The organism is Leisingera sp. ANG-M6, from assembly GCF_000813905.1.
Lineage (GTDB): Bacteria > Pseudomonadota > Alphaproteobacteria > Rhodobacterales > Rhodobacteraceae > Leisingera.
Window position 1 is genome coordinate 350,278 of record NZ_JWLG01000015.1, and the last position, 26,162, is coordinate 376,439.

Here is a 26,162-nt window from a genome sequence, read left to right on the forward strand (position 1 = left end):
AGGTTTTCCGGGGTTTCACACTAGGCCTGCTGCAACTAAGGTCCGCGCCTGACGCGATTTTCAAACCGGAGCGGATTTTTATGAAACCTTGGGCGTTGTTCAGTCATTCCGTAGGAATGCTTGTACGTAACTTTGGGGACTTGCTTAAGGTGTTTCTTGTACCAGTACTTCTGATTGTGGTGATCTTTTCGGCGTTTCTCGAACTGTCCGGGTTACCGGATTTCCTGCAGTCGGGCACGGTATCGGTCTTACCGGAGAGTGCCACCCAAAACGGGCTCCCGCTTTTAGTTGTGTTTGTAACCCTTTTTATTGGAATTTGGAGTGTGGTTGCCTGGCACCGATTTGTTTTGCTTGAAGAGATACCAGAAAGCTGGGTACCGCGAGTACAGGGAGACAGGATAATGGCCTACTTCGGTAGGTCGATACAGATCGTCCTCGTACTCATCTGTATGATGATTCCGCTGCTCTTGATTGTTATGCTAACAACGTCTGTCCTAAGTTTCGCTGTGCCAGCCGTGATGGAGCTGATTGACTTACCTCTGGCAATCTTACTCACGTACTTGGTTCTTAGGCTTTCAGTGCTTTTGCCGGCAGCGGCGCTGGGCGCCAAATTTGAGGTTGGCGACGCTTGGCGCTCGACCAAAAATGCCTTTGGGGATCTTTTGGGGCTGGCAGCCATTCTTGTCGCCGCTCAATTTGCTGGTCAGTTTGTTGTGGACTCCCTGTCAGAATTACCGATTCTGAATTTAGTATCCGCACTTGTCGTATCTGCCGCTCTTGCACTGGTGAATATCAGCATTCTAACAACACTTTACGGTCATTACGTAGAAGGCCGCCCCATCTAAACCCCGGTATTCTTATGTATGCTTCGCACGCGCCTCTTGCCTTAGTGGCGGGCATACGCCACTGAAGAATACATGAGCGATTTCAAGATCCAGGCCCGCGCCGCTGAACAGGCGATGCGCGATGTGTTTCCCGCAACGCCGCTGCAGCGCAATGTGCATCTTTCCGAACGGTTTGGCGCCGACATCTACCTCAAGCGCGAGGATCTGAGCCCGGTCCGATCCTACAAGATCCGCGGTGCGATGAACGCGATGCGCAAGCAGCCGGACCAGGAGCTGTTTGTCTGTGCCTCTGCTGGTAACCATGCGCAGGGGGTGGCCTTCATGTGCCGCCACATGGGTAAGCGCGGGGTGATCTTCATGCCCGTCACCACGCCGCAGCAAAAGATTCAGAAGACCCGGATGTTCGGTGGCGACAATATCGAAATCCATCTGGTCGGCGACTACTTCGATGTGTGCCTGGCTGCCGCACAGGAATGGTGCGCCCAGGAGGGAGGGCATTTCCTGTCGCCGTTTGACGACGCCGATGTGATCGAAGGTCAGGCCTCCATTGCGGTGGAGATCGAAGAGCAACTGGGTAAGGCACCGGATCATGTATTGCTGCCAGTCGGAGGCGGTGGCATGTCGGCGGGCGTTTCTTCGTGGTTTGGCGAAGAGGTCCACAGCCTGTTTGTTGAACCTGACGGTGGCGCTTGCCTGCGCGCTGCCTTGGCGGCGGGAAAGCCGGTGCCGCTGGACACGGTCGATACCTTTGTCGATGGCGCCGCGGTAGGACGGATCGGCGAACTGCCTTATGATATTTTGAAGGACGTGCCTTTGCCTGATGTGCTGGCAATTTCCGAAGACAGGATCTGCGCCACTATCATCGAGATGCTGAATGTAGAAGGAATCGTGCTGGAGCCTGCCGGCGCGCTGTCAGTTGAGGCTCTGCAAGATGTGCGCTCATGGATTCGGGGCAAAACCGTTGTTTGCGTTACATCCGGCGGAAATTTTGATTTTGAGCGGCTGCCCGAGGTCAAGGAACGTGCGCAGCGCTATTCTGGAGTGAAGAAATACTTCATTCTGCGGCTGCCGCAGCGGCCCGGCGCGTTGAAGGAATTCCTCGGGATTCTGGGCCCGGAAGACGACATTGCCCGCTTTGAATATATGAAGAAGTCAGCCCGCAATTTCGGTTCTGTTCTGATCGGGATCGAAACAAAACGGCCGGAGAATTTTGAGCAGTTGTTTGCGCGCCTGGATGCTGCCGGGATGACTTTCACGGATATCACCCAGGATGAGACACTCGCGCAGTTCGTGATCTGACGGCGCCGGAGTCAGAACTTCTCCGAAAGGCCGGTCAGAAACACGGACTTGGAAGCTTGGAAGTTCGCAATGATGGCCGGGACATCGACTCCGTCCGCTCCGCCTTGCGCAGAGCGCCGCTCGCCGTCCAGGCACATGGAAGAAAACTCATCAAATCCAAGGTTGAGTGCGCTGCCTTTCAGGAAGTGCAGGTCCTGCTCAAGCTGGCCGCGGTCGCCGCCTTCCAGCTTGCCGATTACTTCTTCGACTTCTTCCAGAAAGATTTCAACAACTTCACCGAAGTCCTCGGCGCCGACTTCTTCACGCAGCTCGGTCACGCGTGGCCAGTCAATCATGTGATACGTCCTTACGATCTTTCGCTGAGTGCACTTCTTAAGTTGATTGCAGTAAAAATATGGTGAAATAAAGGAGGAAGCTCAAATTTTAGGCTTCACCGCCTGTTAAATCTCTGGACCGATAGTATCACAAGATCTTCTGATTTTGCCATTTGTGAGGTGCCTTCGGTGCTGCCAGAAAGTTCGATGGACGACGAGGACCAGACAGTGGCCGGATCAATACGCCGTGTGCTGGTTGTGGACGACAGCCGCCTGCAAAGACGCATTCTTGTGGCCTCTCTCAAGAAGTGGGGATTTGAAGTTGTCGAGGCTGACAGCGGCGAGGCAGCAATGGAAATTTGCCAAGCGGACCCCCCCGACCTGATTCTCAGCGATTGGATGATGCCCGGCATGAACGGGCTGGAGTTCTGCCGCGCGTTCCGCGCGCGCGCCACTGAGGACTACGCTTATTTTATCCTGCTGACCTCAAAGAGCGAAAAAAACGAGGTGGCCGAGGGCCTTGATGCTGGCGCTGATGACTTCCTGACTAAACCTGTCAGCTCTGATGAGCTGCGGGCTAGGATTTCAGCGGGTGAGCGCATTTTGCGGATGCAACGGGAACTGTATGAGAAGAACCGTATCGTGTCAGAGACCCTGGGTGAGCTGCAGCGGGTGTACGACGCAATCGACAAGGACTTGATCCAGGCTCGTAAAATCCAGGAATCACTGGTGCCGGAATTGTCCAAGGATTTCGGCTCTTCCACAGTCAGCCTGCTGTTAAAGCCATGCGGACATATTGGCGGGGACCTGGTTGGGATGTTTTCCCCCGGTGTGAACCGAATCGGCTTCTATTCTATTGACGTGTCCGGCCATGGCATCACCTCTGCAATGATGACGGCGCGGTTGGGTGGTTACCTGTCGTCAAACTACTTCGACCAGAACGTAGGGATGGAGAAACGGTTCAATCGCTTCTATGCATTGCGCCAGCCAGAGGAAGTTGCCAGCCTGCTGAATGCCCGGTTGATTGCTGATACGGGGATCGAAGAGTATTTCACCATGGCCTATTGCATTGCGGATCTGCGCAGTGGTGTCGTCAAGATGGTGCAGGCAGGCCACCCGCATCCGCTGTTATTGCGAAAGAACGGCGAGCTGGAGTTCATCGGCAAAGGCGGTGTCCCAGTAGGCTTGGTCCCGGACATCGGCTACAGCCAGGAAGAGTTCACAATGGAGCGGGGCGATCGCCTGCTGCTGTTTTCTGACGGGTTTACCGAAGCACGGCTGGAGAACGGGGCAATGCTGGAGCCTGAAGGCTTGCTCGACTTGGTTCAGAAATGCGGACCGCAGCAGAACGGCAAGGAGTTCCTTGACGATCTTTACTGGCACTTGACCCAGATGATGAGCAAGGAGCATGGGCTGGAGGATGACGTTTCCGCCACCCTGTTCGAATACCAAGGCCCCTAAACAAGCTTTTATTCTGTCCGATGTGTCCTGGCCTTTGCCGGGATTGTTTGCGTTTTGCAGAATAGGCTGATCTGACTACATGCGGGCCGCCAGTTGGGAGGCAAAATGGCGGTCGCCGGCGTTGCCCAGGCAGACGGCCGCCTCTGCAGGAGCCATCCAAAGCGCTTCATGCCCTTGTTCTGCCGGCGGACCGAGCCTGCGAAGGGGGCGGGCCACATAGATGTGGCACAGCTTTTCTGCCCACAGATCGTATTCCGGCATATAGGCAAACCGCCGGAAAGCACCCAACTTGCGCGGGGGGGAGATCTTCCAGCCGGTTTCCTCGTACACCTCGCGGTGCAGGGCAGGGATTGGTGATTCGCCGGGATCAATACCGCCACCCGGAAGCTGCAGATCGGGGTGCGGATCATACTGGCAAGTAACCAGCAGCTTTCCGTCTCGTGGCAGCAGAGCATAGACCCCGGGACGTATCCGGTAATTCCGGCCCTTCTGAGGTGTGTCGCCAAAACGTCTGATCACAGGCCGGCCTCTTCACTCTTGTGTCGTTTCTCCTATATAGCCCCGGTATGCCAATCCCCGGCGCGTAAGGAAACCCCATGACACTTGGTTCTAAAATCGCGTGGGACGACACCGTCCTGCCTTTCCAGCTTGATGCATCCGACATGCGCGGCCGTGTGGCGCGGCTGGATGGCGTGCTGGATGGTATTCTGAAACAGCATGACTACCCGCCGGTTGTCGAGGCGCTGGTTGCCGAGATGGCGTTGCTGACAGCACTGATCGGGCAAACAATCTCTCTGCGCTGGAAGCTGTCGCTGCAGGTGCAGTCCAAGGGTGCGGTGCGGATGATTGCAACCGATTACTATGCGCCTCGAAAGGAAGGTGAGATCGGCCAGATCCGTGCTTATGCGAGCTTTGACCGCGACCGCCTTACCGACAGCAACCCCTTTGACCAAGTGGGCGAAGGCTATTTTGCCATTCTGATTGACCAGGGCAATGGCACCCAGCCCTACCAAGGGATCACACCGCTGTCCGGCGAATCGCTGAGCGCCTGTGCAGAGGCCTATTTCGCGCAGTCCGAACAATTGCCGACCATGTTCAAACTGAGCTTTGGAAAGTCGGCGGAACCGGGCGTTGCCGAGCATTGGCGTGCGGGAGGTGTGATGCTGCAGAGCATGCCCAAGGCTTCTCCATTTGCGGCGCAAGGCGAAGGTTCCGGCGAAGTCCTGCAGGCCAGCGACCTAGTTTCCGGGGACGAGGAAGAGAACTGGAACCGGGCCACCACACTGCTGAGCACGGTGGAAGAGCTCGAACTGATCGGCCCGTCTGTCACCCCTACCGATCTGCTGATCCGATTGTTTCACGAGGAACAACCGCGGGTCTATGACACCCAGCCTATGCGATTTGGCTGCACCTGTTCCGAGGACCGGGTACGTCAAAGCCTGTCGATCTACTCTGCCAAGGACATCGAGAAGATGACCACGGATGATGGCCGTGTGACTGCAGACTGCCAATTCTGCGGAGCGCACTACGATCTGGACCCGTTGAGTGTGGGTTTCGACGCGGAAAACCCGCCCAGTGAGTGACCCTGCCCAGGATCTGACGGACAGGATTGCCGTCGCCCTGAACCGTGAGGGCGGCGGCTCCTCCGATTTTGACCTGAACCCTGGCACTGTGCTGCCGGAGGGGCGCAAGCTGCGCCCGGCTGGTGTGCTGGTTCCGGTTTCCATTGCTTCGGGCGCTCCGCGGCTGATCCTGACCAAACGGTCCTCGGCGCTGAAGCATCATCCGGGGCAGATCGCCTTTCCTGGCGGCAAAGTGGATCCGGGCGACAAGGACGCCTGTGCGGCGGCGTTGCGCGAGGCGTGGGAAGAGATAGGCTTACCGCAGGACGTGCCCCGGATCATCGGCTGCCTGCCGGAGCATGAAACCGTAACTGGCTTCTCCGTGACACCAGTTGTAGCGCTGATCCGTGACCGTTTTGACGAATGTCCCGAGGCGGGCGAGGTGGCAGAGGTGTTTTCAGTTCCTCTGGCGCATGTTTTGGAACCGCAAAACTACATCATCGAATCCCGCCGTTGGCGCGGCACGCGCCGCCGGTACTATACCGTGCCCTATGGTCCCTATTACATTTGGGGCGCTACCGCCCGTATGTTGCGCGGGCTCGCGGCACGGATGGAGGGAGAATGCGGCTAGATCAGCCATGGCTGGAGGACCCGGCTACGCAGGCGGTTTGCGAAGCTGTTTCGGCAGACGGTGCGGAGGTATTGTTTGTTGGCGGCTGCGTGCGCAATGCCTTGCTGGGTGAACCGGTTTCTGATCTGGACATTGCCACCGATTCGCAGCCGGAGCAGGTGATGGAGCTGGCTGCTCGTGCCGGGATCAAGGCAGTGCCGACCGGGATCGACCATGGCACAGTGACATTGGTAAAGAACGGCATCCCGCATGAAATCACCACTTTCCGCAAGGATGTGGCGACCGATGGCCGCCGGGCAGTGGTGGCATTTTCCACCGATATTGCCGAGGATGCCCGCCGCCGCGATTTCACAATGAACGCGATTTATGCGCGCCCGGATGGTGAAGTCGTCGACCCTCTAGGCGGGCTGACGGATATCGCTGGGCGCCGGGTGCGTTTTATCGGCACCGCGGAAAACCGTATCCGGGAGGATTACTTGCGCAGCCTGCGCTACTTCCGCTTTCACGCCTGGTATGGCGATCATGCCTTGGGCTTCGATCCGGACGCGCTAGCGGCGATTGCAGCCAACTTGGACGGACTGGGTTCGCTGTCTAAGGAGCGGGTTGGGGCGGAACTGCTGAAGCTGCTGGCGGCTCCCGATCCTGCTCCTTCGGTTGCGGCGATGCGGCAGGCAGGCGTGCTGGCGCAGGTTCTGCCTGGCGCCGATGACCGTGCGCTGGCGCCGCTGATTCACCTGGAAGCCGGAAGGGCGGCCTCGGGCATCCGGCGCCTTGCCGCGCTGGGCGGCGATGGCTTGCAGGAGACCCTTCGGCTGAGCAAGGCTCAGGCCTCGCATCTGGTGGCAATCCGTGCGGCAGCGGCTGGAACTGCCGGGGCAGGGGAACTGGGATTCAGGCTGGGTGCAGAAATGGCGCTGGACGCATTGCTGTTGCGTGCTGCGCTGCTGGAACAGCCGCTTTCATCCAATTTAGAGACTGATATCGCGCAAGGCGTGGACGCGGAGTTTCCAGTTAAGGCCCGGGATCTGCTGCCGGAACTGAAGGGGCCGGCACTGGGAAAAGCGTTGAAAAAACTGCAAGCGGATTGGATTGCGTCGGGGTTCTCCCTCAGCCGAGAGGAACTGCTGAATTCCTTCCGCTGACAAGGGATGTCAGCAGCGTCACAACCTTGGGGGGTGACAAAACCGCAAATCTTGCGTACGCATGAGGCAGCCACCACATGACGGAGGAATGCTGATGTATTACGGGATCTGGTTTCTTTAACGCCTGAGACCTTGCCCCGTTTGACGTGGGAGCCTTGGGCGGCCCGCAGTCTGCATCTGTTTTCCGATTTGCTCGAACACCTGGAGCACCCGCATGTTTCGCTATTTTGAAAATCTCATTGACCCCTATTGCGCCTACCCGGAAGTCAACACGCCACCGACACGGCTGTGGCCTTTCTTGCGCGACTATTCCAAGCCATTCAAAACCATCTTTGTCCTGACTGCGCTGATGTCGGTTGTGGTCGCAGGGATTGAGGTCGGGCTGATCTACTACATGGGCCGGATTGTCGACCTGATGTCGGGCACGCCGGCCGAAGTGTGGGAAGAGCATGGCACTGAACTTATCCTGGTTGCCTTGTTCATACTGCTGCTGCGGCCGCTGATCCAGCTGCTGGATGTCGCGCTGCTGAACAACGCGATTCTGCCGAATTTTGGCACTCTGATCCGCTGGCGGGCGCACAAGCATGTTTTGCGCCAGTCGGTCGGCTGGTTCGAGAACGATTTTGCCGGGAGGATTGCCAACCGGATCATGCAGACCCCGCCTGCCGCGGGGGAGGTGATCTTTCAGGTATTTGACGCAATCACGTTTTCGCTGGCCTATCTCGTAGGCGCGGCAGTTCTGCTGTGGGTCGCGGATATACGGCTGATGCTGCCGCTGGCGCTTTGGTTCGCCCTCTACGCAGTTTTGGTACTGTGGACGGTCAAGCGGGTCGGGCCGGCCAGTCAAGCGTCTTCCGACGCACGCTCGACCGTGACAGGGCGGGTGGTCGACAGCTATTCCAACATCCACTCGGTCAAGATGTTTGCCCATCACAACCGCGAACTGACCTATGCCCGCGATGCGATTGAGAACACCCGCAAGACGTTCCAGACGGAGATGCGGATATTCACCATCATGGACGCCACGCTGGTTACGCTGAACGGGCTGCTGATTGTCGGAGTGGTGGGCTGGGCCGTGATGCTGTGGATGCAAGGCTCTGCTTCGGTTGGGCTGGTTGCTGCAGCGACGGCGCTGACACTGCGCCTGAATGCGATGACCGGCTGGATCATGTGGGCGCTGACGTCCTTTTTCCGGCAGCTGGGTGTTGTGGCTGAGGGAATGGAGACCATTGCGCAGCCGATCGACCTGGTGGATGCGGCCAATGCGGAGCCGCTGCAGCTGGTAAAGGGGGAGATAGAGTTGCGCAACCTCTCGCACCACTACGGGCGTGAGGCTGGCGGGCTGGACAGGATCAGCCTGGTCATTCAGCCGGGGGAGAAGGTAGGCCTGATCGGGCGTTCCGGCGCCGGGAAATCAACCCTGGTCAAACTGATCTTGCGGTTCTACGACGCCGAAAGTGGACAGATTCTGATCGACGGTCAGGACATCCGCTGTGTGACACAGGACAGCTTGCGCAGCCATATCGGCATGGTGCAGCAGGACAGCTCTCTGATGCACCGCTCGGTTCGGGACAACCTGCTGTACGGACGTCCGGAGGCCACTGAGGAGCAGATGATAGCTGCTGCCAAACAGGCGCAGGCGCATGAGTTCATTCTGGATCTGGAGGACCCGCAGGGGCGCAAGGGGTATGACGCCCACGTGGGCGAGCGTGGCGTCAAACTGTCCGGTGGGCAGCGTCAGCGGGTGACACTGGCCCGGGTGATCCTGAAGGACGCGCCGATCCTGGTTCTGGATGAGGCGACCTCAGCACTGGATTCAGAGGTCGAAGCGGCAATTCAGGAGACACTGTATGGCATGATGCAGGGCAAAACGGTGATCGCCATCGCACACCGGCTGTCCACCATCGCGCAGATGGACCGTATCCTGGTGATGGATCAGGGCCGTATAGTTGAAGAAGGGTCTCATGAGGCGCTATTGCAGGCGCAGGGGCTTTATGCACAGCTTTGGGCGCGCCAGTCCGGCGGCTTCCTGAACATCGAGGCAGCAGAATGACCATAGGCAACCTGATCGACGCCTTCCGCCCGGCAGACGGTCCGCCACCGCAGCGGCTGGGAGCTTTCTTGCGCTGGTGCCTGGCCGGCGCTTGGCCGATGCTGCTGCTGGCTGCGGCCTTTTCAGCACTGGCAGGCGGGATGGAGGCGGGCACCGCCTTTATCCTGGGCATGGTCATCGACACCGCCATCGCCAGCGGGCCGGAACAGTTCTTTTCGGCTGGTAATGTGGCAGTGATCGCATTGGCGCTGGGCTTTTTCCTGCTTGTGCGTCCGGTGCTGTTCGGCCTGTCCGCAGCCTCCAACGCCATTGTGGTGCAGCCGAACGTGAACCCGCTGGTTCTGTCGCGGCTGAATCGATGGACATTGGGCCAGTCGGTGCGGTTCTTTGACGATGATTTTGCAGGCCGGATAGCGCAGAAACAGATGCAAACGGCAAATGCCGTGACCTCCGTGACCACTGAGGTGATCAATGTTGTGGCCTTTGCGCTGGCCTCTCTTGCGGGCTCTTTGGCCTTGTTAGGGTCTATTGATTGGCGCATCACTGGGGTGTTTCTGATTTGGCTGGTGGGATACTTCGCATTGATCCGCTGGTTCCTGCCAAGAATCCGCAAGAGGTCAGGAAAGCGGGCCGGGGCGCGGGCGATGGTAACCGGCCAGGTCGTCGATTCGATCACCAACATCAAGACGGTGAAGCTGTTTGCCCATGCTGACCATGAGGAACGGACTGCACAGGATGCAATGGTCGAGTTTCGTGAAAAATCGCTGCACTTCGGCTATCTCTCTGCCAGCTTCCGGTTCTTTCTGATGTGCCTTGCAGGCATTCTGCCGGTGCTGCTGATCGGAGCAACCTTGCACCTGTGGCAGTCGGGGAACGCGACCGAGGGCGACATTGTGGCTGCGGGTGCGGTTTCGATACGGATTGCACAGATGACTGGCTGGGTGAGCTTCACGCTGATGGCGATCTACTCCAACATTGGAGAGATCGAAAACGGCATGAAGACTTTGTCCGTCCGCGACAGGGTGGAAGATGCGCCCGGAGCCAAACCGCTGGAAGTGCGAGAGGGCGGGATTGTTTTTGATCAGGTGGAATTCGCCTATGGCCGCGATGTGGGCGGGGTGCAGGGGATCAGCCTGCACATTCATCCGGGGGAGAAACTAGGCATTGTCGGGGCTTCCGGTGCTGGGAAGTCGACACTCGTTTCGCTTCTTCTCAGGCTCTATGAGGAAGAAAACGGGCGTATTTTTGTCGACGGGCAAGAGATCTCGGAGGTTACCCAAAATTCCTTGCGCAGTCAGATCGGCATGGTCACGCAGGAGACTGCAATGTTCAACCGGTCTGCGCGTGAAAATATCCTGTATGGGCGGCCGGATGCGTCTGAGGAAGATCTGATTGCCGCGGCCAAGAAGGCTGAAGCGCATGAGTTCATCACGGAACTGGAAGATGGTCAGGGCCGTACGGGCTATGATGCATATCTTGGCGAACGCGGGGTGAAACTCTCTGGCGGGCAGCGGCAGCGGATTGCCCTGGCCCGCGCCATCCTCAAGGACGCACCGATCCTGGTTCTGGATGAGGCGACCTCGGCCCTGGATTCCGAGGTTGAAGTTTCAATACAGGCTGCGCTGCACCGGGTCATGGAGGGCAAGACGGTTCTGGCCATTGCGCACCGGTTGTCAACGCTGAGCGAAATGGACCGGATTGTCGTGATGGACAAGGGTCGGATCGCCGAAAGCGGCAGCCATCAAGAGTTGCTGGCCAAGGGTGGTCTTTATGCCTCGTTCTGGGCGCACCAGTCCGGCGGGTTTATCTGCACCGATGATGAGCGGACAGCGGCAGCTGAATAAACTTCCCAGCGCATTTTGCTTTTGCTGGCTGGATTGCCGGGGTAATGAGCGCGCATGACTGACACAGCCAGAACCAAAGCAACGATCAGCCGGCTGGGCCATCAGGGTGATGGTGTGGCCGATGGTCCATTGTTTGCCCCTCGGACACTGCCGGGCGAGGTAGTCAGCGGTATTGCCAATGGCAGCCGTTTGACACATATCCGCATCGAAACGCCTTCCGAACACCGTGTGCAACCGCCCTGCCGACATTACAAGGCCTGCGGCGGATGCCAGCTGCAGCACGCCAGCGATGCGTTTGTGGCAGAGTGGAAAACGGATGTGGTGCGCAATGCACTGTCAGCACAAGGTCTGGAGACGGATTTCCGGCCTATACACACATCACCGCCCAGATCCCGCCGTCGAGCCACCTTGTCGGTACGGCGGACCAAAAAAGGGGCGATGGCCGGTTTTTATGGCCAGGCATCAGACGTGATCACGGAAATTCCGGATTGCCAGCTGCTGGAGCCTGAATTGCTGGCCGCCATTCCTGTAGCAGAAGCATTGGCACTTGCAGGAGCCAGCCGCAAGACGCCGCTGGCTGTGACAGTTACTACGTCTGATGCGGGACTCGACATGCTGGTTCGCAATGGCAAGCCGCTGGATGGCCCACTGCGGATCGGACTGGCGCAGCTGGCTGAAAAGCACCGGATTGCGCGACTGACCTGGGATGACGAGCCGGTGGCGATGGAGCAGCCGCCCGTGCAGCCCTTTGGCCCGGCACTGGTCTGCCCGCCGCCGGGCGCATTCCTGCAGGCAACGCGTGAAGGGGAAGCTGCTTTGCTGGCAGCGGTTCTGGAAATCATCAAAGACGCCAAGCGGGTTGTGGACCTGTTTGCCGGCTGCGGGACCTTCTCTCTCCCGATTGCGCAAACGGCAGAAGTTCATGCGGTTGAGGGCGAGCGGGATATGGTAAAGGCCTTGGATGCTGGCTGGCGTGCGGGAAAGGGGCTGAAAAAAATCAGTACCGAAGCTCGCGACCTGTTTCGTAATCCCTTGCTGCCAGAGGACCTTAACCCCTTTGGTGCCGCATTTGACGCCGCGGTGATTGATCCGCCTCGAGCCGGTGCTGAAGCGCAGGTAGCGCAACTGGCTAAGGCGCGCACGCCGTTGATTGCTTATGTATCCTGCAATCCGGTCAGTTTTGCCCGTGATGCCAAGACACTGGTTTCAGCAGGCTACGATTTGAACTGGGTTCAAGTTGTTGACCAGTTTCGCTGGTCAGCCCATACCGAGCTGGCCGCAAGGTTTACCCTGAAAGACTGAAATGACGGATATTCAAGTGATGACACCGACCCGACGCATGGAAGCCATTCTGGACAGCAGCCGCTTTGGCCGCTTCATAACCGCTGTCATTTTGGTCAATGCCGTTACTCTTGGGTTGGAAACCGCTCCGTCGGTTATGGAAAAGGCCGGCGGGCTGATTCATCTGATCGACAAAGTTTGCCTGACAATCTTTGTCGTTGAAATTCTGGCAAAGCTTTTGGTGCGCCGGCTGCGGTTCTTCCTGAGCGGATGGAATGTGTTTGACTTCGCAATTGTCGGCATTGCGTTGGCGCCAGGTACACAAGGCCTGTCGGTACTGCGGGCTTTACGTATCCTGCGTGTGCTGAGGGTGATCTCCGTCGCGCCGCGGCTGCGCCGAGTGGTCGAAGGGTTCATCACCGCCCTGCCGGGGATGGGCTCGGTCTTTTTGCTGATGGCGATCATCTTCTATATCGGCTCAGTTATTGCGACCAAGCTGTTCGGCCAGGACTTCCCGGAATGGTTCGGGAACCTTGGCCTCAGCGCCTACTCGCTGTTCCAGATCATGACACTTGAAAGCTGGTCCATGGGCATTGTGCGTCCGGTTATGGAAGTGCATCCGCATGCCTGGGCATTCTTTGTGCCTTTCATCATGGTGACGACCTTTGCCGTGGTGAACCTGTTGGTTGGCCTGATCGTGAACTCTATGCAGGATGCCCACGGCGAAGAAGAAGGTGAGCGCACAGATGCTTACCGGGACGAGGTGCTGAGCCGGCTGGAAGCGATCGAGCAAAAGCTGTCCAGTCAGACGGTCCAGGACAGGAAATTGTGAATTTCCTTAACAGCAATTTCGCGCTAAAGCCTGAATAGAGGCAAAAGAAAAATACAGGCTGGGACAATGAACAGAAGGGCATTTGGCATTGGTGCCGCCGCAAGCCTTGCGCTGGCTGGCTGCAGCACTACAGGCGGTGCAGTAAGCAGATTCAAGACTTATAACGGTCCACAAGTCACATCGATCGTGATCAATAAAGGTGCGCGCAAGCTGTACTTGATGAACAACGACGAAATCCTGCGGGAATATAAGGTCGATTTGGGTTTTGCACCGCTTGGGCCGAAGCAGTTTGAGGGTGATGGTAAGACGCCGGAAGGCACTTATTTGATCAACCGGCGCAACCCGAACAGCCGGTACCATCTGTCGGTTGGCATCTCATATCCCAACAACCAAGACCGCGCTCATGCGCAGGCCAATGGCAAGCGGCCTGGCGGAGAGATATTCATCCATGGGCAGCCGAACAACCCGAAGGAACGCAAGCGAGCGGCCAGGGTTGACGACTGGACTGCTGGCTGCATCGCTGTAACCAATGAAGAAATCGAAGAGATTTACGCGATGGTACAGGATGGCACCACTATCGCACTGCGGCCCTGATCGGAGCCAATGATGAGAAGTGAAGGTCCGCTGCGGTTGCGCCGGACCTTTCCCTTTCGTGCAGTTTTCAAGCGAAACGCTGCGCTAAAGCACGGCGTAGTGGCTTAGTTCGCCATAACCAATGTCCACCAGATCTTGCCGTTCGGCTCCTGGAACCAAGAAAAGCCCATGTTCACGGCCTTGGGATCCAGTATCACTGCACGAGTGGCCGGTCTTTCCAGCCAGGCAGTCAGGGTCTGCTGCTCATTCTCGTAGGTTTCGGATATGTTTTCACCCAGCAGTGTGCCCGTGTAGCCAGCACGGGCAACCCGGTCCAGCGGCGACGATCCGTCTGAACCGAAATGCCAAGGACGGTTCTGCACCGACATGTCACGGGAATGGGTGGCTGCGGCGGCAGTCAGTTCAGCGTTCAGTTGCACGTTTTGAGCGCCTGAAGCCTGGCGCAGTGCATTCACCGAGTCGAGCATCCGCAGTTGCACTTTGTCCGCATTCCTGATGCGGTAGGATCCGCCGGATTCCGATGACGGGGTACAGGCGGCTGCCACCGTGAGAATTGCAGCTGCCATCAGCAGAAAAACGCGATTCATAATGCTCTCTCGCTCCATCAGTTGCTGATGCATGTATCCTTCCTGTGGCAGCTGTGCAAACGGGCCGGCAGAATTATGCAGGCTAAGCTTCCGGATTGATTTGCGACTGCGGCTTTCCGGCCATAAAATGCTTCAATCTTGGATCCTCAATGCGCAAGTTGGTAGAAGTGATGCCCCGAAAACCTTTTGAAATATTCAGCCGAAGGCAGTTTCTTGCTGGCAGTGCTGCTTTGATATCCTCCTCCGCGCTTGCACAGGAGGCTGACGATACCGCGGAGCAGGCATTTGATCCCCTGCGCCCGCCGCCAGAGCCAGAGCCGCCGGTTCAGCGCAATATCTCAGCTTTCCGTGCTAAATCCTGGCGGCCCTATTTTGATAACCTGCGCAATGGGGCGATACTTGTCGATATAGACAGCCGTGCGCTGCACTATTGGTCACCAGATGAAGGCACCTACAAGCTGTTCCCGTCTTCCGTGCCGCTGTCAGACGATCTGACCCGCCGCGGCCGCACTCAGGTTGTGCGCAAGGTGGAGGGGCCTAGCTGGGCACCAACACCCAATATGCGCAAGCGCAACCCGGAATGGCCGGCCTATATTCCACCGGGGCCGGATAACCCGCTGGGCACTCATGCTTTGTACCTGGGCTGGAAGTACTACCGGATCCACGGAACCCACGATACGCGCAAAATCGGACGCAAATCGTCGAACGGATGCATTGGCCTTTACAATGAGCATATCGCCGAACTGTTCGGCTTGGCGAAAGTCGGCACTCAGGTGTTGCTAATTTGACGACACGCAGCGGGGCGCTAAGCTGTTAACTATAACAAGCAATTGCAATCCCGCGTTTTTGCTGGTTAGAAAAAAATACGAGGTAAGTCTTGGGTGCGCGGTTCAGATGTTTGATCCGCGCAAATTCTGGAGGTTAACATGAAAAAACTCGTTATCGCTGCTGCGCTGACCGCTGCTGCTTCCACTGCCACCGCTGGCAACCTGTCCGAGCCGGTTGTTGAACCGCCGGTCATCGTGGAAGAAGCTCAGGGTTCTTCCAGCGGCATCCTGCTGCCGCTGCTGCTTCTGGTTCTGGTCGGCGCAGCTGTTGCATCGAGCTAATTTCGATACACAGTTACAGAAAAGGCGGTGGGGCAACCCGCCGCCTTTTTTCGTTGCCCGTAGGAATTGCCGGAGGGACTGTCAGACCGCTTCCACCTCCTGCAAAATGTTATCCAAGATTTTGACGATCATGTCTGTATCGTCAGAATCAATAGTCATTGGCGGCCGGATCTTCAGAGTATTGTCCTTGGGGCCTTCACTGCCGATAAGGATGCGGTGATCCCGCATCCGGTTTTTAACGTAGGAGCAGATCTCTGTGGCTTGTGAGCCATCCAGATTGATAAGTTCCAGCCCAAGAAACAACCCCATACCACGGACGTCACCTACGCAGGCATATTTCTGTTCCAGTTCCTTCAGGCCTTCAAACAGCCGCTTGCCTTGGATACGGGCGTTTTCCTGAAGTCCCTCGTCATCAACGATATCCAGAACTTCTTTGCCAATCCGGCAAGAGAGTGTGGAACCGCCAAAAGTAGAGAAAAACTCGATCCCGTTGTCGAAGCTTTCGGCAACTTCTTTTGTGGTGACAAGCACGCCCAAGGGATGGCCGTTGCCGATTGGTTTGCCCAACACAACGATATCAGGCAGGGCACCTTGATGTTCAAACCCGAAGTAGAAGTCGCCGAGTCTGCCCAATCCGGTTTGCACCTCATCGGCAATGCAGACACCGCCTGCAGCGCGAATCTTCTGATAAACCGCACCCAAATACCCCTTGGGAGGAATGATTTGGCCACCGACTGACGGAAAGGTCTCTGCGATGAAGCCGGCAACGCCGTGCCCTCTCTCCTGGAGGCGTGCGATCGCTGGATCTATGAGACCGGCGTATTTTTTTGCCCGGTCCAGGTCATCCCGGCGGAAGGAGCCGCGGTAGTCATCGGCAACTTCAACAAGTTCTACCCAGTCTGCCTGACCGGTTCCCCCGGGTTTGTTGAATTTGTAGGCTGAAATGCTGATCGCACCGGTGGTGTTGCCATGATAGCCGTGATCCGGCGTCACCATACCCTTGGCGCCGGTATGCGCGCGGGCCAAGCGCAGGGCTAGCTCGTTCGCCTCTGTCCCGGAGTTTACGAAGAAACAGACCTCGAATTGATCCGGCAGCTTGGACAGAACTTTTTTGGCAAAGGCCGTCTGGGCGGGGTGCAGATAGCGTGTGTTTGAGTTCATCCGCTTCAACTGGTCGGCGGCAACTGCCTGGATGCGGGGATGGGCGTGGCCTACATGCGGCACGTTGTTGTAAGCATCCAGATACGGTCGTCCCCATTCGTCAAACAGATGGTGCTTCCAGCCGCGCACTAGCATGACGGGGTCTTTGTATGTCAGGCTCAGGTTGCCGCCGAAATGTGAGCGGCGTTCTGATAGAACTTCTTCCTTGCAGGTAGGCTGAAAAAGAACCTTTTCTTCCGGCAGATTAAGCAGCGCAGCCGGGTTCGGGCAAAGCGCGCGCCACAGGTACATCTCGTCCGGATCACCGACACCGGGCCAGTCGGCTTCGATTCCTTCAGTGGTCAAGGCCAGCTGGAAATGGACATGCGGCGCCCAGCCGCCGTTTTGGCTGGGGTCGCCAAGGCGGCAAAATTCTTCACCTTTCTCGACGACATCGCCAGGTTTCAAACGAGTCAAGAATTCGGGGTCCAGATGGCCATAAAGGGTATAGAACGAATCGCCGTCGGGCGTTTCATGCCTCAGGATGATCACCCCACCATAATCCAGATGCCCCTTGCGGTACTCAGCAACAAACACTGTGCCGCGTAACGGCGCGAACATCGCCTTGCCTGCCGGAGCAAAAGCGTCCACCGCCAGATGCACCGTCCGGCGGTTGCTGGCTTTCCACGGACCTTTGCGGAAGGCTGGGTCCGTATAAATAAGCCGCGGCTCGTGGTAGTAGCCTAGCCAGATGCGTCCATTATCCTCAAACTCTTCGCCGACCTTGGCGGCCTCTTCGAAGGGCAAGTGGAAAGGGTTTTGCGGCCAGGTAGACTCTTCAACTGACAGCGTCCCCATCGGCGCATCTGCCAAGTCTTCCCCCATCAGCGGGGCGAAACTTCCGTTTTCCTGCTTGAGCCAGGCCACCACACGGTCCGCACCCTCAACCACCGGCAGGCCGCAGGCAGCGCGCAGCCGGGCATTCAGCAACCCGCCATGTAGCGTATTGCTCTCCAGAAACCGCCAGGCTGGCGCTTGTGAAACTGTCACATAAGGATCATCCGGGTTTTCCGCGGCCATGAGAGTGGAGTTCACCACGCTTACCGCCAGCCGCATCCGAAGCAGCTTCCAGACCATGTCGACCTCGGCGGTGGTCAGCGGATAGGCCTCGTGGTAACCCGCGACCAGTGACGCAAGAGCGGCCTCCGGTGCCGGGTGATCCAATACGATGTAGGCCGCGGCAATTGCCAGATCGCAGATGCGCGGCGCCGCGCACATGTCGCCAAGGTCGATCAGGCCGGATACCCGCCGCGGTTCGTTCAATTCGCCTGCTACCATGATGTTGTAGTCATTGGCGTCATTGTGGATGGCTTGCTTGGATAACTCTGCCAAAGCAGGCTCTAACTTTAAAAATTCTGCGGATATTTCTTCAAGAATTGCATGGCGCGCGGGGTCTTTGATGCAGGAGAGCTGAGCTGTAATCCAGCCGGCGCGCATCAGGTCCCACTTGAAGTCGCGTTCCAAGCCTTCATGGTGGAAGTCCGTCAAAGCTTTTGCAGTGCCGCCCAGCGTCTGGCCGATTTCATGGATCAGCATATTGCTTTTGGGCTCCGCCTTGGCATAGCAGCGCCCCGGCAACTTGTTCAGCAGCCAGACCAGCCGGTTCTGCCCATCTTCATCCGGAAGGGTTAGCAGGGATCGCCGGGAAAGAGAGGCAATGACCCGCGGGCAGGGCAGGTCTGGCTGGCATTCCTGGATATGCTCAAGCGCCTTCACTTGCATATCAACCAGCCATTCTTTGCAGCCGGGGCGCATGGCCTTGAGGATATAGCCTTGGCCATCCTGCCCCGTGGCCAGGAAGTTCAGGTCGTATTCCCCGTCCAGACGGGTCAGTTCCGCCTCAATGCCCCAGTGCTCCCGGAGGGCTTTGGCCCAATGCGCAAGCGTCATCCAATATCTCCCAGTTTTCCGGTTGGGCCGGAAATTGAATATTGGATACTTTTTGGACTGAGGCGGCCGGTTAGTCCAGCCAGCCTTTCAGGTTTTCCTCAATCACATCTGCCAGTGCCGCAACGTGATCGTCATCGTCATTGAGGCAGGGGATATAGAGGAAGTCTTCTCCGCCTGCGTGTTCAAAGCTCTCGCGGATCTCTTCGTTGATCTCTTCCAGCGTCTCAATGCAATCAGCTGAGAAGGCCGGCGCAATCACCGCGATGCTCTTCTTGCCTTCCTTGGCAAGCGTAGCGACGTGGTCCACTGTGTAGGGTTTCAGCCATTCCTCGGGTCCGAAAACGGACTGGAAAGTGCTGGTGATTTGGGTGTCGTCCCACCCAAGCCGCTCCTTCAGCAACCGAGTCGTTTTCTGGCACTGGCAGTGATACGGGTCCCCCTGCATCAGATACCGCTTTGGCATCCCGTGATAGGAAACCACCAGAATATCCGGGCGTTTCCCGGCTTTGGCATATGCTTCTTCCACCGAGCGCGCCAAAGCATCGATATAGGCGGGCTGATCGAAATAGGGAGCGATCGTGCGCGCGGCAGGCTGCCAAGGTTCCTCCATCAGAGCACGGAAAAACTGATCGTTTGCGGTGCCGGAGGTCGCGCCAGCATATTGCGGATAGAGCGGGACAAACAGAATCTTCTGACAGCCTGCCTCAACCATCTGCCGCACCTTGGACTTGGTGGAGGGATTGCCGTAGCGCATGCAGAAATCGACCATAACCTGATCGCCGTAACGCGCCTTCATCACCTCCGCCATCTTGGCGGTCTGGTCCTTGGTGATGGTCATCAGAGGGCTTTCGCCCTTGTCGTGATTCCAGATCGATTTGTAGGCCGCTCCCGACGAAAACGGACGTTTGGTCAGGATGATTAGCTGCAAAAGCGGCTGCCATTTCCAGGACGGATAGTCGATGACCCGCTTGTCAGAGAGGAACTCACTCAGATACCGGCGCATTGGCCAGTAGGAGTAATCATCCGGAGTGCCGAGGTTGGCCAGCAGGATGCCGACTTTTTCTGCCGGGATCCTGGGGTGATCGGCTGGGGCGTGGGCAGGGCATTTGGCGGTCCGGGCGGCGTCCAGCATGGGCAGGTCCTGTGCGGCTGAGATTTTTTGTTGGCGGATAACTACTGTGTTTACGCGCGGAAGGCCAATTGGATCACATTGGCGCAGCAATAGCTTTGTCCAATCAACGCTAGAGCTTTGATTCAGGCACCTTGAGCGCGTCGGCCAGACGCATCTGGGCTGAACCAGGGCGCAGGGGTTTCTGCTGGTTGTCAGATGGCGACCAGCCAGTCAGGCAGACAAGTTCGAACGTCGCGTGCAGGCGGCCTTCGGCGTTGGCGAAATGCTCCCGGTAGATGTGATCGGCGAGGTGGAAGAGGCCGCGCGGAGGAGTACGTTTCAAGCGTTGGGCGAGCGTGTTGGTCTCTCCCATGCCGCGCAGGTCGTGGACCAGGTGGGTCAGGTCGCGGTATTCGGCTGTCAGCGGCACCAGATCAGCAACTGGCAGGGCGAATCCCGCACGTTGCAGCAGGCCGCCCAGATCGCGGAGCTCGCCCATCGGCGCAATGCGTGGCGAAAGACCGCCCAGAACAACGGTCTCGGCTTCGGCCATAGCAACACGCAGTTCGTGCAGGGTCTGCCCGCCCAGCAGGATGACCAGAAGCAGCCCGTCTTCCTTCAAAGCGCGGCGGCATTGGATCAGTTGCCCGACAGGATCATTGGACCAATGAAGGCACATGGCGTGGATCACCACATCATGCGTGCCTTCCTTCAGGTCGAGGACATCCTCGTCTGCAACGACCTTTGCTTGTGGATGAAAACCTTCCCAGACTTCGGGGAAAGGGCAAACCACTGCCGGTGCTGTAAAGGTTCTGTTAACCAAGCCCAGGCGATCCTCAGCTTCGTCCCGCGCCATCTGGTGCAGGAACAGGGCGTCCGGCCGCCGTCGTGATCGGCGGGCGTTCAGGGCGCGGCGGTCGAAAAGCTGCATGGGTGCTTGTGTCATGGGGGCTATTTAGATGCTGCCGGCTTGGATTCAAACTGCTGTTTCGCTGATTTATCCGTCCCAGTGCCTGGGTTGCGGCGGGTTGGTTGGCAGTGACTTCGGGCTGTGTGCAAATTGCTGGGCAGATATGTACTTCATCAGTGGAACGGTTTGTGAAGGCTGCGGCGCTCCGCTGCCAGGCGAAGTGGATGGGTTCCGCCTGGAGTGCGACAGTTGCCTGCGCCATCCGCGGCCCTGGAGCCAAGGGCGGTCTGCTTTGCTCTATGAGGGGCAGGGACGCAAACTGGTGTTAGCCCTAAAACATGGTGACCGCACGGAAATTGCCGTTCCGGCTGCTAACTGGCTGCAACGGGCGGCAGAACCTTTGCTGGAGGGGGATCCATTGATTTGCCCGGTGCCACTGCATTGGACCCGGCTGCTGAAGCGAAAGTACAACCAATCCGCCCTGCTGGCTGATGCATTGGCGCGCAGAAAGAACTTGCACCACTGTCCTGATTTGTTGCGGCGCATCCGGCGTACACCTGCACTGGAGGGGAAAACCCGGGACCAGCGTTACCGGCTCTTGGGATCAGCCGTGGGTGTACCGCAAAACCGGAAAGAAAGGGTCAAAGGACGGATTGTGCTGATTGTAGACGATGTGATGACCTCTGGAGCCACTCTCAGCGCGTGCAGCGAGGCCTGTTTGCAGGCGGGGGCGGCAGAGGTGCGGGTGGCGGTGCTGGCCCGGGTCACGCAAGCGTGAGGCCATGGGTTGGCCACTGGCAATTGTTGCAATGAATGCCCAATTCCTCCACAACCTTCGAAACCTGAACATGGGGTCCTGAATGAAACCGGTTGAAATCTACACCTCTCCGCTCTGCGGCTTCTGCCATGCGGCCAAGCGGCTGCTGAACCAGAAAGGTGTTACCTTTTCGGAAATCAATGTGCTGGCGCAGCCGGGACGCAAGGCAGAGATGATCCAGCGTGCCAATGGCGGCCGCACCGTGCCGCAGATCTTTATCGGCGACACGCACGTCGGCGGTTGTGACGACCTTTATGCTCTTGAGCAAGCGGGTAAACTTGACCCGTTGCTGGCGGCTTAAAACCGGAGAAACAATATGCGCGCTGCTCTGCTTCAGATGACATCTACTGATATTCCGGCTGAAAATCTGGAAACGGTGAAGGCATTGATGGCGGAAGCTGTGCGCGGCGGGGCGGGCTTTGTACTGACGCCAGAAGTTACTAACTGCCTGTCAGGCAGCCGGACGCATCAGAATGGTGTGCTGTGCCACGAGGAGGATGATCCAACTCTGGCGGCCTTGCAGGAAGAAGCGGCTAGGCATGGCGTGTGGTTGCTGCTCGGATCGCTGGGAATCAAGACACATGACGATGACGGCCGTTTTGCCAACCGCCAGTTCCTGATTTCGCCGGAGGGCGAAATCAAGGGGCGTTACGATAAGATTCACATGTTCGATGTGGAGGTCACCCCAGAAGAAACGTATCGCGAGTCAGATGGATACCGTCCTGGAACCAAGGCAGTGGTGGCGGAAACGCCTTTTGCCAAAATTGGCATGACCATCTGTTATGATGTGCGCTTCCCGCATCTGCATCGCGCTTTGGCCAAGGGAGGAGCACAGATTGTCACTGCTCCCGCCGCCTTTTCCTATGTGACTGGAGCTGCGCATTGGCATTCTCTGTTGCGCGCCCGTGCCATAGAAACCGGCTGTTTTGTGTTGGCGCCCGCACAAACCGGCAAGCACCCGGCCTCCAGGGGGCCGAGCCGCAAGACCTTTGGCCATTCACTGGCAGTTGCTCCATGGGGTGAAATTCTGGCGGATGCAGGTCAGGAACCAGGCGTGACTTACGTTGATCTCGACATGGAAAAAGTGGCAGAAGCGCGCAAGCGTGTGCCTTCTTTAACTCATGACCGGGAGTTCGACGGACCCTGATGGACGAAACCCATTCCCTGGCAGTATCGCTGTTCAGCGAAATTTTGATGGCTGACCAGCTGGCCCGGTCACGCCTCAGCAAAGTGCTGCCCAAGGGGATGGAGCTGTCGCATTTCTCTGTGTTGAACCATCTGGCCCGAGCCGGGCTGGAACGGTCGCCTGCACAGCTGGCCAAAGCGTTTCACGTGACACGCGGCGCAATGACCAACACCTTGAACAAGCTGGAAGTGGCAGGCTATATCCACGTCCGCCCCGACTGGGATGACGCGCGGCGAAAGATGGTTGCTATCAGCCCAGCAGGAAAACAAGCCCGGGATGCAGCCCTGGCGGGTATCATTCCTGTGATTTCGGAAGTGGTGGGGGAGCTGGGCAGCGACCGGGTCCGCGCCACGCTGCCAATTCTGCGTGAGCTTCGCGGTAAACTGGAAGAGAGCGGCTGAGCGAAATAGCCGTCCTCCTAAACATTTTGACCTTAAAGTAAAAAGAAAGACGCCCGCTAGCAGGCGCCTTTCCTCCCCATCAGTCTCCATCAGTCCGTGAGTGGCGGTTCCGGTAACCTTTGGGCGGACCCACCATCATTGCAGTGGCAAGCATTCACTCGATTCAGGAGCTTGCACCCCTGTAGCGAAGCGAAATATTCCAATTCCGCAATCTGACGATAACAAGCAGTGGATAAGCGCAAAAGTGCGCATAGGGATTACCACCTATCCTTTCGGATAGATGGCAGTATCAACGGAAATTCAGGCTGATTCTTCAATCAGGCTTTACGCTGGCGGTTACATAGTTCACCGACAAGTCCCGCTCAGAAATTGACCAATTCCAGGTTATTGGGTTGAATACGAACCCCTTGCGGTCTACCGGCTTCAGCCCGGCCTTGTGCAACAATTCGAACAGTTCGTCGGGAGTGATGAATTTGGACCATTCATGGGTGCCGCGCGGCAGCCAGCGCATGATTACTTCGGCTCCGACAATTGCCATGGCGAAACTCTTGGGGTTTCGGTTGATGGTCGAGCAGATTTCCAAACCGCCAGGTTTCAGAAGCCTCTGCGTGGCGGTCAGGTAGCTGAGCGGATCGGCAACATGCTCGACAACTTCCATATTCAGTACCACGTCGAATTGCTCGCCGGCTTCGGCTAGCGCTTCGGCGGTGGTGTGGAGGTAATCGATTTCCAGTCCGGATTGCTCTGCATGAATGCGGGCGACTGGCAGGTTGCCTTCAGCGGCATCTGCGCCAACCACTGTTGCTCCCAGCCTTGCCATGGGTTCGCTCAGCAGCCCGCCACCGCAGCCAATGTCCAATAGCCGCAGCCCTTCGAAAGGGCGCTGTGACGTCAGGTCGCGGCCAAACTCGCCGGCGATCTGGCTGGTTATATAGTCGAGTCTGCACGGGTTCAGCATATGCAGTGGCTTGAACTTGCCGTTCGGATCCCACCACTCTGCCGCCATCGCCTCGAATTTGGCGATTTCCGCAGGGTCGACCGTGGATTGAGGCGCTTGCATTCCTGTCTCCGTGTGCTCTTTTGTAGTCTGACGTTTCACTAAGGTCAGTAATGGATAGATACCCGGATCAAAAGCGCGCTGTGCATTATCTTTACCCGCCGGTTGAGCCTTTTGACCAGCGTATGATCGACGCAGGCCAGGGCCACCGCATCTATGCGGAACAAAGCGGCAATCCGAATGGAATTCCGGTGATCGTTTGTCATGGCGGGCCCGGCGGGGGCAGCAGCCCGGCGATGCGGCGCTATTTTGATCCGCATGTCTTTCGAATCATCCTGTTCGACCAGCGCGGATGCGGCCGCTCGCGCCCCTATGCTTCCTGCGAGAACAACACCACATGGCATCTAGTTGCCGATATGGAGTTGATTCGAACCCAGCTGGGAATTGACGCTTGGATCCTGTTCGGCGGCAGTTGGGGGGCAACCCTTGCGCTGATATATGCCCAGACCCATCCGGACCGGGTGCAGCAAGTCATCCTGCGCGGTGTCTTTCTGATGACCAAGGCGGAGCTGGACTGGTTCTATGGCGGCGGAGCGGGAAAATTCTGGCCAGAGACCTGGGCTAAGTTTGTCTCGCTGATCCCGGATGCGGAGCGCGGCGACATGATTGCGGCATACAAAAAGCGCTTATTCTCGGGCAATCTGGAGGAAGAAGTGCGCTATGGCCGGGCCTGGTCCGCTTGGGAGAACGCCTTGGCCTCCGTCCATTCAAACGGTCAGTGCGGTGAAAGCCCCGGCGATTATGCGCGCGCGTTTGCCCGGCTGGAAAACCACTATTTCAGCAACGGCGGTTTCCTTGACTACGACGGCCAAATTCTCGCCAGCATGGGGCGGATTTCACATATTCCCGGTGTGATCGTACAGGGACGTTATGACATGATCTGCCCGCCGTCCTCCGCCTGGCGCCTGAACGAGCTGTGGCCAAATGCGGAGTTGAAGATGGTGCGCAATGCCGGCCATGCTCTGTCCGAGCCGGGAATCAGCGCAGAACTGGTCCGGGCGATGGACCGGATTGCAGGAGAGCTTGTGCCATGACGCGCATCGACCGCCGCGCGCTGTTCACCTCTGGTGCTGCTGCTGCCTTGCTGGCGGCGGCTGGCGGTTCGGTTCATGCGTCACCCAAGGCTGGCGGCGTGCTGCGCCTGGCGGTTCCGCGTGAGGGCGGCATGCTGGAGCAGGCCGCCCGCGGCGCGGTCTATGAAACGCTGACTGAAATCGCGCCTGACGGGCTCCTGCGCGGCGAGCTTGCAACCAGCTGGCAATCCGCGCCGGATGCACGCGCCTGGACCCTTGATCTGCGAGAAGATGTCACTTTCCACGATGGTACACAGTTGACAGCGGAAGATGCCGCGGCCTCGCTTGATGCGCTGGGCGTAACCGGTGCAGACCTACGGGCTGTTACCGCGTTAGGCGGTCATCAATTGCTGCTGGAACTGGCACAGCCCAATCCGCATCTGCCATATTTGCTGGCCAGTGCTGATCACTATATAGCTCCGGGCGGAGAAATGCCTGCCGCGCTTGATGAAGCGGTTGGAACCGGCTGCTACCGCGTTGAACGTGCTCAAGAAGACCGCCACTTCCGCGCGTCCAAAGTGGCAGGGCATTATAAAGCCAGCACAGCGGGCTGGGCAGACACGGTGGAAATCATCGTGATTCCGGATGCTTTGGTCCGTGCTGAGGCGCTGCGCGACGGTTATGTCGATGTGGCGGCCCTGCCGGAACCGCGCGGCCTGCTGAAGCGCGGTGAGTTTTTGTATCATCCGTCCTCCAAAGACATGGCTTTGGCGGCACGACACGATGTCGGTATTCCACGAAAGGTGGGCCAGCGCGCACCACTGGACGATGGCCGCATTGCAGAACGGTGGTGGCGGCTGTAAGGCCACCGGGAGGCTCTGCACAACACAAGCCTTGCAGTTTTCCCCAATCCCGCCTATATGCCTTTGACAACAGCGGCGCGTTGAACCTCTGGCTCAAGGCTCCACCGGGAATTTCGACGGGCCGCGCGCCCGTTTTTTTGTGTTTGCAGGCCTTTGTCTG

General features: G+C 57.9%; 26 protein-coding genes. 19 read left to right on the plus strand and 7 right to left on the minus strand.

Annotated features, from left to right (window positions below):
• The first annotated feature begins 116 nt into the window (after nt 1–116).
• Together RA24_RS14405 and ilvA are read left to right on the plus strand one after the other, a co-directional pair.
• Nucleotides 117–845, plus strand: a complete 729-nt coding sequence (locus tag RA24_RS14405; protein WP_039192376.1) for a hypothetical protein — start codon at nt 117–119, stop codon at nt 843–845.
• A gap of 72 nt (nt 846–917) precedes the next feature.
• Nucleotides 918–2,144, plus strand: a complete 1,227-nt coding sequence (gene ilvA, locus RA24_RS14410; RefSeq protein WP_039192379.1) for a threonine ammonia-lyase IlvA — start codon at nt 918–920, stop codon at nt 2,142–2,144.
• An 11-nt stretch (nt 2,145–2,155) separates the two neighbouring features.
• Here the strand turns inward: ilvA and RA24_RS14415 are convergent, their stop codons facing one another.
• Nucleotides 2,156–2,479, minus strand: a complete 324-nt coding sequence (locus RA24_RS14415; RefSeq protein WP_019295292.1) for an Hpt domain-containing protein — start codon at nt 2,477–2,479, stop codon at nt 2,156–2,158.
• Between the two features lie 186 nt (nt 2,480–2,665).
• Between RA24_RS14415 and RA24_RS14420 the strand changes: the two genes are divergently transcribed.
• Nucleotides 2,666–3,919, plus strand: coding sequence for a PP2C family protein-serine/threonine phosphatase (locus RA24_RS14420; RefSeq protein ID WP_152610507.1), 1,254 nt, complete (start codon nt 2,666–2,668; stop codon nt 3,917–3,919).
• Between the two features lie 75 nt (nt 3,920–3,994).
• Here the strand turns inward: RA24_RS14420 and RA24_RS14425 are convergent, their stop codons facing one another.
• Nucleotides 3,995–4,438, minus strand: coding sequence for an NUDIX hydrolase (locus RA24_RS14425; protein ID WP_039147583.1), 444 nt, complete (start codon nt 4,436–4,438; stop codon nt 3,995–3,997).
• Nucleotides 4,439–4,515: 77 nt separating this feature from the next.
• On the opposite strand from RA24_RS14425, the gene hslO reads away from it, so the two are divergent.
• From hslO to RA24_RS14465, 8 genes are all read left to right on the plus strand, one after another.
• Nucleotides 4,516–5,502: an Hsp33 family molecular chaperone HslO gene (hslO, locus tag RA24_RS14430; protein ID WP_039192382.1), complete on the plus strand. Its 987-nt coding sequence runs from the start codon at nt 4,516–4,518 to the stop codon at nt 5,500–5,502.
• On the plus strand, nt 5,495–6,112 hold the full coding sequence (locus tag RA24_RS14435; RefSeq protein ID WP_019295288.1) for a CoA pyrophosphatase: 618 nt from the start codon (nt 5,495–5,497) through the stop codon (nt 6,110–6,112). Before hslO ends, RA24_RS14435 begins: the two co-directional genes overlap by 8 nt.
• A complete protein-coding gene (locus tag RA24_RS14440) occupies nt 6,103–7,254 on the plus strand; it encodes a CCA tRNA nucleotidyltransferase (protein ID WP_039147587.1) in 1,152 nt (383 codons plus the stop codon). The genes RA24_RS14435 and RA24_RS14440 overlap by 10 nt, the downstream gene beginning before the upstream one ends.
• 214 nt (nt 7,255–7,468) lie before the next feature.
• Complete coding sequence (locus RA24_RS14445; RefSeq protein WP_039192385.1) at nt 7,469–9,307, plus strand: ABC transporter ATP-binding protein; 1,839 nt, start codon at nt 7,469–7,471, stop codon at nt 9,305–9,307.
• Nucleotides 9,304–11,151: an ABC transporter ATP-binding protein gene (locus tag RA24_RS14450; protein WP_039147591.1), complete on the plus strand. Its 1,848-nt coding sequence runs from the start codon at nt 9,304–9,306 to the stop codon at nt 11,149–11,151. Before RA24_RS14445 ends, RA24_RS14450 begins: the two co-directional genes overlap by 4 nt.
• 54 nt (nt 11,152–11,205) lie before the next feature.
• A complete protein-coding gene (locus RA24_RS14455) occupies nt 11,206–12,453 on the plus strand; it encodes a class I SAM-dependent RNA methyltransferase (protein WP_039192387.1) in 1,248 nt (415 codons plus the stop codon).
• Between the two features lies 1 nt (nt 12,454).
• Complete coding sequence (locus RA24_RS14460) at nt 12,455–13,264, plus strand: ion transporter (protein ID WP_019295283.1); 810 nt, start codon at nt 12,455–12,457, stop codon at nt 13,262–13,264.
• A gap of 66 nt (nt 13,265–13,330) precedes the next feature.
• A complete protein-coding gene (locus tag RA24_RS14465) occupies nt 13,331–13,858 on the plus strand; it encodes a L,D-transpeptidase family protein (protein WP_019295282.1) in 528 nt (175 codons plus the stop codon).
• A gap of 104 nt (nt 13,859–13,962) precedes the next feature.
• Here the strand turns inward: RA24_RS14465 and RA24_RS14470 are convergent, their stop codons facing one another.
• Nucleotides 13,963–14,445: a CAP domain-containing protein gene (locus tag RA24_RS14470; protein WP_029204728.1), complete on the minus strand. Its 483-nt coding sequence runs from the start codon at nt 14,443–14,445 to the stop codon at nt 13,963–13,965.
• A gap of 170 nt (nt 14,446–14,615) precedes the next feature.
• Here RA24_RS14470 and RA24_RS14475 point away from each other — a divergent pair, with 170 nt between their 5' ends.
• Both RA24_RS14475 and RA24_RS14480 read left to right on the plus strand, forming a co-directional pair.
• Nucleotides 14,616–15,233 carry a L,D-transpeptidase gene (locus tag RA24_RS14475; protein ID WP_039192503.1) on the plus strand — a complete coding sequence of 206 codons (618 nt, stop codon included), beginning with the start codon at nt 14,616–14,618 and terminating at the stop codon, nt 15,231–15,233.
• 138 nt (nt 15,234–15,371) lie between these two features.
• Nucleotides 15,372–15,554 (plus strand): hypothetical protein, encoded by a 183-nt coding sequence (locus RA24_RS14480; protein ID WP_019295279.1) that lies wholly within the window; start codon nt 15,372–15,374, stop codon nt 15,552–15,554.
• 81 nt (nt 15,555–15,635) lie between these two features.
• Here RA24_RS14480 and RA24_RS14485 read toward each other — a convergent pair whose 3' ends face one another.
• The 3 genes from RA24_RS14485 to RA24_RS14495 all read right to left on the minus strand — a co-directional run bounded on the left by RA24_RS14485 (nt 15,636) and on the right by RA24_RS14495 (nt 20,701).
• Nucleotides 15,636–18,644, minus strand: coding sequence for an aminotransferase class III-fold pyridoxal phosphate-dependent enzyme (locus RA24_RS14485; RefSeq protein ID WP_039192389.1), 3,009 nt, complete (start codon nt 18,642–18,644; stop codon nt 15,636–15,638).
• Nucleotides 18,645–18,714: 70 nt separating this feature from the next.
• Nucleotides 18,715–19,776 (minus strand): ferrochelatase, encoded by a 1,062-nt coding sequence (gene hemH, locus RA24_RS14490; protein WP_039192393.1) that lies wholly within the window; start codon nt 19,774–19,776, stop codon nt 18,715–18,717.
• Nucleotides 19,777–19,885: 109 nt separating this feature from the next.
• Nucleotides 19,886–20,701, minus strand: a complete 816-nt coding sequence (locus RA24_RS14495; protein WP_039192396.1) for a methyltransferase domain-containing protein — start codon at nt 20,699–20,701, stop codon at nt 19,886–19,888.
• A gap of 13 nt (nt 20,702–20,714) precedes the next feature.
• On the opposite strand from RA24_RS14495, the gene RA24_RS14500 reads away from it, so the two are divergent.
• The 4 genes from RA24_RS14500 to RA24_RS14515 all read left to right on the plus strand — a co-directional run bounded on the left by RA24_RS14500 (nt 20,715) and on the right by RA24_RS14515 (nt 23,069).
• Nucleotides 20,715–21,443, plus strand: coding sequence for a ComF family protein (locus RA24_RS14500; RefSeq protein WP_039192398.1), 729 nt, complete (start codon nt 20,715–20,717; stop codon nt 21,441–21,443).
• A gap of 82 nt (nt 21,444–21,525) precedes the next feature.
• On the plus strand, nt 21,526–21,783 hold the full coding sequence (gene grxC, locus RA24_RS14505; protein WP_019295274.1) for a glutaredoxin 3: 258 nt from the start codon (nt 21,526–21,528) through the stop codon (nt 21,781–21,783).
• 15 nt (nt 21,784–21,798) lie between these two features.
• On the plus strand, nt 21,799–22,629 hold the full coding sequence (locus tag RA24_RS14510) for a carbon-nitrogen hydrolase family protein (protein ID WP_019295273.1): 831 nt from the start codon (nt 21,799–21,801) through the stop codon (nt 22,627–22,629).
• Nucleotides 22,629–23,069: a MarR family winged helix-turn-helix transcriptional regulator gene (locus RA24_RS14515; protein ID WP_019295272.1), complete on the plus strand. Its 441-nt coding sequence runs from the start codon at nt 22,629–22,631 to the stop codon at nt 23,067–23,069. The genes RA24_RS14510 and RA24_RS14515 overlap by 1 nt, the downstream gene beginning before the upstream one ends.
• 313 nt (nt 23,070–23,382) lie before the next feature.
• Here RA24_RS14515 and ubiG read toward each other — a convergent pair whose 3' ends face one another.
• Complete coding sequence (ubiG, locus tag RA24_RS14520) at nt 23,383–24,129, minus strand: bifunctional 2-polyprenyl-6-hydroxyphenol methylase/3-demethylubiquinol 3-O-methyltransferase UbiG (RefSeq protein WP_039192401.1); 747 nt, start codon at nt 24,127–24,129, stop codon at nt 23,383–23,385.
• 50 nt (nt 24,130–24,179) lie between these two features.
• On the opposite strand from ubiG, the gene pip reads away from it, so the two are divergent.
• Together pip and RA24_RS14530 are read left to right on the plus strand one after the other, a co-directional pair.
• The gene (pip, locus tag RA24_RS14525) at nt 24,180–25,160 is read left to right on the plus strand and encodes a prolyl aminopeptidase (protein ID WP_019295270.1); all 981 of its coding nucleotides are present in this window, start codon (nt 24,180–24,182) and stop codon (nt 25,158–25,160) included.
• Nucleotides 25,157–26,002 (plus strand): ABC transporter substrate-binding protein, encoded by an 846-nt coding sequence (locus RA24_RS14530; RefSeq protein WP_039192403.1) that lies wholly within the window; start codon nt 25,157–25,159, stop codon nt 26,000–26,002. The genes pip and RA24_RS14530 overlap by 4 nt, the downstream gene beginning before the upstream one ends.
• The last annotated feature ends 160 nt before the right edge of the window (nt 26,003–26,162 follow it).